The organism is Diaphorobacter sp. LI3 (assembly GCF_022807955.1).
Classification (GTDB): Bacteria; Pseudomonadota; Gammaproteobacteria; order Burkholderiales; family Burkholderiaceae_C; genus Diaphorobacter; species Diaphorobacter nitroreducens.
On sequence record NZ_CP094346.1, the window covers coordinates 2246777 to 2258098 of the forward strand.

Consider the following 11322-nt stretch of genomic DNA (forward strand, 5'->3'; position numbering starts at 1 on the left):
CACATCCAGAAACTATTAAAACAATAGCTGCTAGCGCTTTATTGGAGCGCCTTGCAGGCTGCTTTAACGTTGAGCGCGCGAGGCGGGCTTGGCCGGCGCAGATGCCGGTGCCGCGCCGGCCTTGGCCAAAAGCGCAGCGCAGTGCGCATCGTCCTCGGCGGCGGGCACGGTAATCGGCAGCAGCGCCAGCGCCGCGGGCGCCGTGAGGGCGGCAGCCACCGCCGCCCCCGCGCGCAGCAGCAGCGGCCCGGGTTCTACCCCCACCTGCGGATCTGCGAAGGTGCCGCGCACATACAACGGCGTGCGCAGTGAGAAGAATTTCCACTTCAGCGAATCGGGTGTGATGCGCAGGTTGAGCAGTTCGTCGCCGAGGTCCACCGTGCCCTTGGCTTCGACGATGGCCTCCTCGGTGTTGAGCTTGACGGTGCGCGTGCTGGCCACGCCACCTTGTACGTCCAGGTTGGCCACGGCGCAGCGCAGCTTGACCTCCTTGTCGTCGCCGAACAGTTTGGAGACGATGACGCTGCCCAGGTTGAGCGCCGCCAGATCCAGCAATTCCTTGCTCAGCGTGCCGTCGCGGATGTACAGCCGCATTTCGCCCCCACTGGTGCTCAGCATGCGCGCCACCGACTGCCCCTGGCCGGTCAGCGCCAGAGCGCCGTCCAGCCGCCCCAGGCTCTTTTGCATGCGCTCCACCTTGGGAAAGAGAGCCGACAGCTGCAGGCCCTGGACCGAGCCCTGCAACTGCACCTGCAGCGGATCGGTGCGGCTGTCCAGCAGCACGTTGGAGTCGATGCGGCCGTGGGCCACGCCAAAGCGCAGCGGTGTTAGGCGCAGCTGGCGGTCTTCCAGCACCGCGCGCACGCTCAGGTTGTCCAGCGGCAGGCTGTCGGGGCGCACCACCTTCTGCCCGGCAAATGCCAGGTCCAGATCCATGGCGCCCCAGCGGTCGGTGGCGAAGCGGGCATCGGGCAACACCTTGCCGGGGCGGCGCGAGGTGCCTTTCTCCTGTGCGCGCACGCCGCTGGGCGCGCCCAGGACCGGGCCCAGATCCGCCAGGCGCAGTTGCTTGGACGTCATATGGCCCTGCAGCTTGGGACGGGGCTCGCCGCCTGTGTAGGTCAGGCTGCCGTGCAGGTCGCTGCTGCCCACGGTGCCGTTGAAGTCGCGGTATTCCCACACCGCTTTGGCCGGTGCCAGGTTGCCGAGCAGGCGCCCCTCGACCTGGAACGGCGGCGTGTTGGGCAGCACCAGGCCGGTCAGTTCATACAGGTCCGCCATGCTGGGCGCCTTCACAAACACCTGCAGATCCATGCCCGAAAGCGCGGCGGGATTGTTGAGCACGCCTTCCACCCGCGTCTGCACGCTGCCCGAGCGTGCGGAAAAACGCAGCGGATAGCGCGCCGCCTCCTGGCGCAGCGACAGCACCGGTCCTGCCAGTCCTTCTCCGGTGATGCGCGCCTTGCGGTAGGTGCCCTGCAGCGCGATCTTCATGCCGTACTTGCCTTCGGCCTGCGGTGCACCAGTGGGCAGGGTGTCGATGCGGGCACGCAGCGCCAAATCCTTCAGGCCATCGGCATAGCCCAACCAGCCGCCGCGCACGACGAGCTGGTTCAAGCGCAGATCCCAAGGGTTGTCCTCGGCAGTGCTCTCTCGGGCATGGGAGCGCGTGAAGGTCCAGTTGTTGCGCCCGTCCTGCCGGCGCGCCAGCACGATGTCGGGCGCCGTCAGTACGACCGTGTCCAGCAGCAGCGTGCGGGACAGCAGCGGCAGCAGGCGCATTGTGGCGCTGGCGCTGGCGATGGTGCCCATGCCCGTGGGCGGGCGTGCCGGAGCATTCGCTTGGGTACGCCCCACCTCCAGCGCGACGGCGCGCGCGGCGTCGGACGCCGCCGAACCCGCAGACGCAGGCGCTGCTGCCGCCGTGGGCGCGTCGGCATCACCTGCGGGTGCGGCTGGCTCGGGGCGCGGGGGAAGGGCGGGCAGTTGGTCCGTGCCTTTGCCCGGCGCTTCCGGTACCTCAAAGCCCTCCGGGTTGCTCAGGGAGAGCTGCTGGGCACGCACGGTCACACCGGGTACCCAACGGCGCCAGCCTTCTTCCAGCGGTTGGGGCCAGTGCCACTCCGCGGACAGATCGCCATCGATGGAGAAGGTGCGCCCCGTGGCCTCGCTCACCTTGTCGTTCACCCAGGGCTTGGCGCGGTTCCAGTCCCAGTTCACCAGCACCACGATGAACAGCACCAGGGCCGCCACCACTGCGCCTATCGTGCCCAGCGTCCAGCGCAGCACGCGCTGGCGCGTGGAACGGGGGGGGAGGGAGGCGGCGGTGGGCGTGTTCTCAGGGGGCATGGCAAAGGCGCCGCAAGCTGGCCAAACGGGTGTGCCTTGCCGCAGGGCGCGGAGTGTTGTTTGAAGCCATGCTAGTGCGAACATCCTCGCGCTGGGCAGTGCGTACGGCGATTGCCGGGCTTGTCCTACAGCCCACCCATAGGACGCCGCCGGGGCGTGCATGCGCCTTTGGCCTACGTTGAACCACAGCTGTTGCTTCAAGAATGGCGCCATTGCATTCACTTACACCAAGGCGCTCCTCATGCAAACGACCGACGCACTCACCCAGGAAACGATCTTCGGCGTGGCCGACAGCGTGACCTATTCCGGCATGCTGTGCCTGGCGCCGGATGGCCGCCGCTACTTTTACGCCCATGCCCAGGTGGATGGACGCACGCTGCCCCTACCGCATGACCACTGGACCTCGCGCGATGCCGCGGTGCGCGGCCTGGCGGCCATCGCATCGGGCGAGAGCAAGCCCGCGGTCGCATGACACCGGAGCCCCCCGCGATGGATGCAACGCCTGCGCTGCCCCAGGTCCTGGAAGAGGGTTATCGCGGCTTCCTGATCCGCATTCCTATTCCTGAGGCCACGCCTGCCGCTGCCGGCACGCCGGTCCAGGTCAGCGTGGCAGCCATCTCGCAACACGCGATAGCCCATATGGACGCCATACGCTGGGCGCCCGTGGAAGGATCGGAGGGCGACCTGCACACGCTCGCACGGATCAAGCAAGCCATCGACGAGGCGTTGGACGGCGTGGATCGCGCTTCGTGATCGTCGGTTTGTAACCCAAGACAAAATAGCATCTAGCGCTTTACCATCAAGCGCTGATAGCTATCAAAACAATAGTATTGGTGCATAGAGTGGGAACCTGGGCCCCTACAATCGCGGCCCCATGCACAACAGCCACGATCCCCGGGTCCTGCCCATGCGCGACGGCGTCAACCCCAGTTGCGTGGTTCTGCCCTCGGCGGGGCAGGGGCTTCTGGTGGACTTCCTCGCACAGCGCCTGCCCGCCGTGTCGCGCGAGGACTGGCTGCGCCGCCTGCGCGCGAACGAAGTGGTGGACGAGTTCGGCACGGCCGCCACGGAGCGCAGCGCGTTCACGCCGGGCGTACGCTACTATTACTATCGCGAACTGCCGCCCGAGCCCGAGCTGCCGTTCCACGAAACCGTGCTCTACCAGGATGCGCACATCCTTGTGGCCGACAAACCCCACTTTCTGCCCGTGGTGCCCACGGGCCGCTACCTGCAGCAGACCCTGCTGGTGCGTTTGAAGCGCCGGCTGGGCCTGAGCGAGTTGTCCCCCCTGCACCGCATCGACCGCGACACGGCAGGCCTGGTGCTGTTTTCCGTGCAGCGGGCAACGCGCGGCACCTACCAGGCCCTCTTTCGCGACAGACAGGTGCACAAGGTCTATGAGGCCGTTGCCCCATGGCGTGCCGACCTGCCGCTGCCGTGCATCCATGAAAGCCGGCTGGAGGAAAGCGGCCATTTTTTTCGCATGCACGAGGTGCCCGGCACGCCCAACGCGCGCACGCACATCGACGTGTTGGAGGTTGCGTCACCCTGGGCGCGCTACCGCCTGGAGCCCATCACCGGAAAGCGCCACCAGTTGCGCGTGCACATGGCCGCGCTGGGCCTGCCGCTGCGCGGCGATGCGTTCTACCCGGAGGTGAACGACCCGCCGGAAGGGGACTATTCCAACCCGCTGCAACTGCTGGCGCGCACGCTTGCCTTTACCGATCCCCTCAGCGGAGAGACGCGCCGGTTTGACAGCCGGCTGGAACTGTGCCCGCTGACGGATTAGCGTGTAGGAAAGTGGGGGAGGGGAGAGCAGCCGGAAGGCCGCGTTGCAGCACGCCTTGCCGGAATGCTGGAGGCGATGGGAACAGCACCCGGTCGCTAACTCGTTTATTACGAACGTTTTTTCCGATCCAGGCGTCACGGAATGGACTCGATTGTGGACTCAAGTCTTCGGCCTGGTCAACGCAGGCCGTTGCGGGTGATCCAAAGCGAGCCAAGCACATCCATCAACAGCCAGAGCATCGGGTTTCATTCGGAAGTCTATCTGTCTACTGGCACACCACGCCACAGGTCGCAACGGACAGGCGAGCTGCCGTCCTCAAAGGACTGGCTCTTCATCGACCGGTGCGGCCTCGTCTTTCACCCGCTCGATGAACCGCTTCATCGGCTCGGAGGGTTCGCCATGGCGGCGCAGTAGGTAGGTAGAGAGCATCGGTGGGATGCCGGCCAGGGGACGAATGGAGATGTCCGGGCGCTGTAGCGTCTGCACCTGCGAGGCGATGGCGAAACCGATGCCGTAGCCGGCGCCGACCAGGGTCAGCATCACGCCCAGGCTGGTCACTTCATCGACCAGCTTGAGGGGCGTGCCTGCGTCCTGCAGCAGCGCTTGAATCTGATGGCGGCAGCCCGATCCCGATTCGGGATGGCACAGAACCAGCGGGAACTTCAAGGCTTCGGCCAGCGGCACCTGCACGTGTGCCAGCAAGGGGTGGCGTGCGGGCACGATCACCGACAGCGGATCGGTCCACACCGGCTCGGCGACGAGGCCATCATGCACCGCGTTTGACAAGCCAAAGCCGATGTCCAGCAGATCGTTGTGCAGCATCTTGAGCTGCTGCGCGAACGGCAGCTCGAAGACGCGAATCTCCAGCTCGGGCTCATCCTCGCGGCTGCGTGCCAGCAAGGTGGCGATGTGGGGCTGCGCCAGGCTGTCGCAGATGGCGATGCGCAGATGGCCCTGGTAGCCCTGTGCCGCCGCCTTGGCGCTCTTGACTGCCTGCTCCACGGTGGCCATCACGCACCGGCATTCGCCGAGGAACACCTGGCCGGCCCAGGTCAGCCGCGTCAGGCGGGTGCTGCGGTCGAACAACTGCACGCCAAGCTGGCTTTCCAGGTCGCGCATTGCTCGCGATACGGGAGATTGCTCGATCCCGAGACGCTCGGCCGCGCGGGCGAGATGCAGCTCTTCCGCGACTGCAACGAAATAGCGTAGCAATCTAGGCTCCAAGGCAGCCTCCCATCGGCCCTTTCCACCAGGTCTTGGTACGAGCCAGCCACCAAGCGATGGGGATGTCAATCAGGATCAGGGTGACGACGCCTGCTAAACGTGCGGTCAACCGGAGGACTTGCAGATCACTATCCGTCAGCACGCAAACACCCTCGTGTCAATGCGCATGCTTCGTGTCCGAGCACCCGAGTGTGTAAAGGATGCTCTTCGGTGAACTGCCCAAGCGAATGGTCCAGACTTTCATGCCGCAGGCCCCTCGACTACTCAATACATATGCTGGCCGCCGTTCATCGCCACGTTGCTGCCGGTCATAAAGGCGGCGGCTTCGCTGGCGATGAAGGCGACAAGTGCCGCAATCTCGTCCGGCTGGCCCAGACGGCCAACCGGAATCGCATCGATGATCTTCTGGCGCATGTCCTCCCGCACCGCCATCACCATCTCGGTGGCCAGATAACCCGGCGACACGGTGTTGACCGTCACACCCTTGCGCGCGACCTCCTGCGCCAGCGCCTTCGTGAACCCGTGCACGCCGGCTTTGGCCGCCGAATAATTGGTCTGCCCGAACTGGCCCTTGCTGCCGTTGATCGACGAGATGTTGACGATGCGACCCCAGCCGCGCTCGACCATCGGATCAATGAACGGCTTGGTGACGTTGAACATGGAGTCCAGGTTGGTGTGCAGTACGGCATCCCAACCGGCCTTGTCGAGCTTGCGCAGCGTTGCATCGCGGGTGATGCCGGCGTTGTTCACCAGGATGTCGATCCGATGACCGTCGGCGTGGATGCGCCGCGCCAGTTCCTGCGTTGATTCGTAGTCGGATACATCCACCCAGTAGGCAGCAAAGGTGTAGCCCTGTGTCGCTTGCGCTTGCTGCCACTGGCCAATCGTGGTGTTGCCGGGGGTATGCGTGACGATCACGCGGTGGCCGGCATCGTGCAGGGCACGGGCGATCGCAGCGCCCAACCCCCGGTTGCCTCCCGTCACCAGCGCCGTCCGTTGCGTCGTATTCATTGCCGTCCCCTCATTTCTTGGTCTTGCCTTGGGGTACGGCGCTTGGGGCGGTCCAGGGCTGCGTCCAGCGCTGGCAAAGCTGCGTGAAAGAGGCTGCGTCGCCACTCGCGCCGAATGCCTCGGAGACAGACTCCTGCCAAGTCGTGAGCGCCTGGCGCAGTCCATTGGCAAAGGCCGTCTGGCTCTTGGCTGCTACTTGCCCGACCGCTTGGGCATCGCCCATGCGGCCTTGGCACAGACGCCAGAACACCTCGGACGGCAAGGTCGCGAGCGCTTTCCAGTCGGCCGCCTGTTGGAGGCCCTGGATGCGCGAGGTGGTCTCCAGCACGCCGCCAGCGCTGAGCTGTTGCATGACTTCGAGCCAGTGATGGCTGCTCTCCTGCAGCAAGCGCGTGATCTGCAGTTGCAGCTCGGCATTGGCTTTGTAGAGATGGATTGGCAGTTCGTTGCTCATTGCAGTGCCCTTCGGTCATGGTGGGCCCCCTTCGGGGCGGGTGTAGGCCATCCCTAGCGATGTCCCTGTTGAAATAGTCTTGTCTTGTCTCGGCTTCGGCGCGTCGTATCAGCGCATTGCCACATAGGTTCCCGGTGCATCACCAAGCGGGACCTGCGTGCCGCCCATGGCGGGCGGCGATACCCGCTCGGTCGAATGTCGTGCCAGCCACTGCTGCCAGGCTGGCCACCAGGAGCCCTCATTCAGAGGGGTTTCGGTACGCCACGTTTGCGGATCGACGTAGCGAGCGCCGACGCTGCGGGTCGCAATCTGGTAGCTGCGCCGGGGGTGCCCCGGCTCGCTGACCACGCCGGCGTTGTGCCCGCCGCTGGTCAGTACGAAGGTCAGCTCCGCATCACTGAGCAGATGCATCTTGTACACGGATGGCCAGGGGGCAACGTGGTCGCGCACCGTGCCGACGATGAGCATCGGCACTTCGATGTCGGCGATCGCCACCGGCCGTCCGCCGACCCGGTAGCGTCCCTCGGCCAGATCGTTGTTCAGATACAAACGCCGCAGGTACTCGCTGTGCATGCGATACGGCATGCGCGTCACGTCGGCATTCCATGCCATCAGGTCATTGAACTCCTGCCGTTCGCCCAGCAGGTACTCGCGCACGCGGCGCGACCAGATCAGGTCGCGCGAGTTGAGCATCTGGAAAGAGGCGGCCATCTGCTTGCCGTCGAGATAGCCCTTGTCCCACATCCCGGCTTCCAGCCAGGCGAGTTGACTGTCGTCGATGAAAAGCGCGATTTCGCCCGACTCGCGGAAGTCGGTCTCCGACGCCAGCAGCGTCAAACTGCGCAGCCGTTCGTCGCCATCGCGCGCCATCGCGGCTGCGGCGATCGTCAGCAAGGTGCCGCCCAGGCAATAGCCAACCGCCTGCACCTTGCGCTCGGGCACGATGGCCGTGACCGCGTCCAGTGCATCCATGACCCCCAGCCACCGGTAATCCTCGAGGCCGAGGTCGCGATCGGCCGCGGTCGGGTTCTTCCAGGAAAGGATGAACACCGTATGCCCCTGGTCGACCAGGTACTTCACCATCGAGTTGTGCGGTGACAGGTCGAGGATGTAGTACTTCATGATCCAGGAAGGCACGATCAACACCGGCTCGGCATACACATCGGGCGTCGTCGGCGTGTACTGGATCAGTTCGATGAGGTGGTTTCGGAACACCACCTTTCCTGGCGTGACCGCCACGTCCTGGCCGACCTTGAAGCCTTCGACCCCGGCCGGTTCATCGTCAAGCGCAAGACGCTGTGTATCGTCGAGGAAGTTCATCGCGCCGCGCCACAGGTTGGCGCCGCCGCTGGTTCTGATGGCTTCCAGCACTTCCGGGTTGGTCCAGATGAAATTCGATGGCGACCACATGTCCAGCCACTGCCGCCCGGCGAAAGTGACCATGTTCTCGTGATGGCGCGACACGCCGCGCACGCCGGTGGTGGCGTTGTGCCACCACTGCTGCTGCAGCAAAAAGCCCTGGTGGATCACGTTGAACGGCCATTGCTGCCAGGCCGGCGCCTCGAAGCGCCGATCCTGCTCCAACGGCTCGATGCACGTGGGGCAGCCGTGGGCACTTGCAGCGTGCGCGACGTAGCGCGCCAAGCGTCGCTGCTTGTGCAATCCCTTTTCGATCAGGCTGCGCTGCTTGCCCGGTGAAAGGCTCAGGTGCAGCGCCCAGTCGTACCAAGCCAGCAAACCCGCCGCCGGTGACAACCCGCCAGTGCCGCGTGCCCGGCACGCGTTCGCAAGCGTATCCAGGACATCGGGGCGACAGACGACTTCGGACGGTGCCGGCGCGGGCTTGTCAGGTATGGCAAGGGTGTTCATCTCTGGTCTTCCGATGTTGTAAGTAACTTATTACTATCATAATGCCTACGGGAAAAGATGCAAAGCCTTGAAGAACGCCCGGGGGATTTCTGCCTTCGCTCGAACGAAACCGCTTCTCTTGCTCTGACTGGGGTGGCCGACCTGCCGACCGATTACTCATGATGTGCCAGAGGAGTGTGTTCGCTTCCTGGGTCTCGTCAGCTCACTTGGCCACGATCCATGGATGGGGCAGGAACCATCCTTTCCCATGCGATGAACCGTATTCCCGATCTTGCGACGCGGATGTTTTGCATGTTAGGATAGTAATAAGTCACTTACTTTATGGAGTCTGATCGGTGAGCGAACGTCCTCAACATCTGTCCGCTGAAGAGCGGCGTGCTGCCACAGTGCAAGCGGTGGTGGACTTGGCCGCGGAGCAAAACCCGGCCGAAATCACGACCACGGCCATCGCCGATCGAATGGGTTTGACGCAGGGCGCGCTGTTTCGCCACTTCCCCACCAAGGACGCGATCCTGGAGGCAACGATGACCTGGGTCGGTGAGCGTCTGCTGGTGCGCGTGGACAAGGCGGCCGAGGGCGCCGCGTCTCCTGCCGCGGCACTCGAAGCCATGTTCATGACGCACATCGACTTCGTGGCCAAGCATCCCGGCGTGCCGCGCATGCTGTTCGGAGAACTGCAACGCTCTGGCGAGACGCTCGCCAAGCGGATGGTGCAGACCTTGCTCCGTCAATACGAACAGCGCCTGCGCCGCCTGATGGAGGCAGGCAAGGCCCAAGGCGACCTGGATGCGGATCTGGACGTAGATGCCGCCGCCGTGTTGTTCATCGGCACGATCCAGGGACTGGTCATGCAGTCGCTGTTGGCCGGCAAGGTCAGTCGCATTCGTCGTGATGCGCCAGCCGTGTTTGCCATCTATCTCCGTGGCATCACGCACACCCGATGAAACGCCTTCCATCCTGCCGCCACGCAGTTGCCCGGTCGGCCGAGAGGCACACCACGGTCATGCGATCGCGTTGCGCCTCCAGCGCGAATCCGCGTCATTCAACACTCAGCCCGACCGCCCGGCGGAACGCACACGCACGCCGCGACGACGACGAAGGCCTGGGAGTTTCCCCGATCAAGTAAAGGCCATGAAGATGACCACTCATCCACAACGCAGCCTCTGGAACTGGCTGATCTCCCTGCTCGCGATCGGCTTCGGCCTGCTCACTCTTCGGGAGGGCGGCGCCGTTCTGTTTGTCGACGGCGCGGCGCGCCAAGCCGCCGGCCACTATGTGCCTTTCGTGCTCTGGTTCAATTTTCTGGCCGGGTTCGCCTACATCGTCGCCGGCGTCGGCTTGTGGATGCGCCGGCGCTGGGCCGCGTGGTTGGCGATTGTCATCACGGTGGCGACCGCACTCGTGTTCCTCGCTTTCGGAGTGCATGTGGCTCTGGGTGGCGCCTGGGAGCGACGCACGGTGGTCGCCATGACGCTGCGCACGTTGGTGTGGGCTGGCATAGCGGCCATCGCCTGGCGCCGGTCAGCGGCGAATGCGCCGGTCGCACGCGAGCACTGAGCACCTTTATCCAGCGGAAACCCATCGATGAAAACTCCAAACCTCCTCTTCAAGAAAACCCGTTGGGTCGTGATCGCCGTCGTCGTGCTCGCTCTTGGCGGCGCACTGGCGTTCTGGCTGTCGCGCGACCATGGACAACAAGATGCATTGCGCCTCTACGGCAACGTCGACATCCGCGAGGTGCAACTGGCCTTCCGTCAGCCCGGGCGCGTGATGCAAATGGCTTTCGATGAGGGCGATGCCGTCAGCGCGGGCGCGCGCCTGGCGGCGCTTGACGCGCAACCCTATCGGGAAGCACTTGCGGCAGCACAGGCCCAGGTGCAGGTGGCGCAGGCGGAACTGGCCAAGCTGCGCCGCGGCCTGCGACCGCAGGAAATCACCCAGGCGCGCGAAGCCCTCAGGCAGGCCCAGGCGCTCGCCACCGAGACCGAGCGCAATTTCCAGCGCCAGAGTGGCCTGCTGGCATCGGGCGCCAGCAGCCAGCGCACGGTCGATGCCGCCCGCACGGCGCGCGACCAGGCAACCGCTGGCGTCGAAGCGGCCAAGGCGGCCCTATCGCAAGCATCCGAAGGTTTTCGCAAGGAAGACATCGCCGCGGCAGAAGCTCGCCTTGCGGCCGCACAGGCCGCCGCAGCGCAAGCCACGACAGCCTTGGCGGACACCGAGTTGATGGCGCCCAGTAGCGGCACCGTCATCGCACGAGTGCGGGAGCCCGGCAGCATGGTCGCAAGCCAGAGCGCGGTCTACAGCCTGAGCCTGGACAAGCCGGTTTACGTGCGCGCCTACGTGGGCGAGTCGGACTTGGGGCGCATCGCGCCCGGTACTGTGGTGCGCGTCAAAAGCGATTCATCAGAGAAGGTCTATCGCGGCCAGATCGGCTTCATCTCGCCGCGCGCCGAGTTCACCCCCAAGACGGTGGAGACGACGGATTTGCGCACGGATCTGGTCTACCGCCTGCGCATCGTCATCGACGAAGCCGACAGCGACAGTGCCTTGCGCCAGGGCATGCCGGTGACGATCGAGGTCGATGCGAAAGCCGGCACCCGTATCCCGGCGGGGGAGCGTTGAA

11 protein-coding genes are annotated in these 11322 nt (G+C 65.0%); 6 read left to right on the plus strand and 5 right to left on the minus strand.

From position 1 onward, the window contains the following. Positions 1-63: 63 nt before the first annotated feature. Entirely contained in the window at positions 64-2349 is a 2286-nt protein-coding gene (locus MRB47_RS10390) for an AsmA family protein (protein WP_252100638.1), read from the minus strand. Between the two features lie 241 nt (positions 2350-2590). Here MRB47_RS10390 and MRB47_RS10395 point away from each other — a divergent pair, with 241 nt between their 5' ends. The 3 genes from MRB47_RS10395 to MRB47_RS10405 all read left to right on the plus strand — a co-directional run bounded on the left by MRB47_RS10395 (position 2591) and on the right by MRB47_RS10405 (position 4138). Then, positions 2591-2821: a hypothetical protein gene (locus tag MRB47_RS10395; protein WP_041839010.1), complete on the plus strand. Its 231-nt coding sequence runs from the start codon at positions 2591-2593 to the stop codon at positions 2819-2821. A gap of 17 nt (positions 2822-2838) precedes the next feature. Continuing rightward, positions 2839-3102 carry a hypothetical protein gene (locus MRB47_RS10400; protein WP_015913306.1) on the plus strand — a complete coding sequence of 88 codons (264 nt, stop codon included), beginning with the start codon at positions 2839-2841 and terminating at the stop codon, positions 3100-3102. A gap of 121 nt (positions 3103-3223) precedes the next feature. After that, positions 3224-4138: a pseudouridine synthase gene (locus MRB47_RS10405; protein WP_252100639.1), complete on the plus strand. Its 915-nt coding sequence runs from the start codon at positions 3224-3226 to the stop codon at positions 4136-4138. Positions 4139-4453: 315 nt separating this feature from the next. Here MRB47_RS10405 and MRB47_RS10410 read toward each other — a convergent pair whose 3' ends face one another. From MRB47_RS10410 to MRB47_RS10425, 4 genes are all read right to left on the minus strand, one after another. Beyond that, positions 4454-5362, minus strand: a complete 909-nt coding sequence (locus MRB47_RS10410; RefSeq protein ID WP_252100640.1) for a LysR family transcriptional regulator — start codon at positions 5360-5362, stop codon at positions 4454-4456. 264 nt (positions 5363-5626) lie between these two features. Next, on the minus strand, positions 5627-6373 hold the full coding sequence (phbB, locus tag MRB47_RS10415) for an acetoacetyl-CoA reductase (protein WP_059401259.1): 747 nt from the start codon (positions 6371-6373) through the stop codon (positions 5627-5629). Between the two features lie 10 nt (positions 6374-6383). Beyond that, positions 6384-6827 (minus strand): phasin family protein, encoded by a 444-nt coding sequence (locus tag MRB47_RS10420; protein ID WP_252100641.1) that lies wholly within the window; start codon positions 6825-6827, stop codon positions 6384-6386. A 108-nt stretch (positions 6828-6935) separates the two neighbouring features. Further along, positions 6936-8696, minus strand: a complete 1761-nt coding sequence (locus tag MRB47_RS10425; protein ID WP_252100642.1) for a PHA/PHB synthase family protein — start codon at positions 8694-8696, stop codon at positions 6936-6938. Positions 8697-9031: 335 nt separating this feature from the next. Between MRB47_RS10425 and MRB47_RS10430 the strand changes: the two genes are divergently transcribed. From MRB47_RS10430 to hlyD, 3 genes are all read left to right on the plus strand, one after another. Continuing rightward, the gene (locus MRB47_RS10430) at positions 9032-9640 is read left to right on the plus strand and encodes a TetR/AcrR family transcriptional regulator (protein WP_004255154.1); all 609 of its coding nucleotides are present in this window, start codon (positions 9032-9034) and stop codon (positions 9638-9640) included. 193 nt (positions 9641-9833) lie between these two features. After that, complete coding sequence (locus tag MRB47_RS10435; RefSeq protein WP_012584795.1) at positions 9834-10253, plus strand: hypothetical protein; 420 nt, start codon at positions 9834-9836, stop codon at positions 10251-10253. Positions 10254-10280: 27 nt separating this feature from the next. Beyond that, on the plus strand, positions 10281-11321 hold the full coding sequence (gene hlyD / locus MRB47_RS10440) for a secretion protein HlyD (protein ID WP_017462963.1): 1041 nt from the start codon (positions 10281-10283) through the stop codon (positions 11319-11321). Position 11322 lies beyond the last annotated feature (1 nt).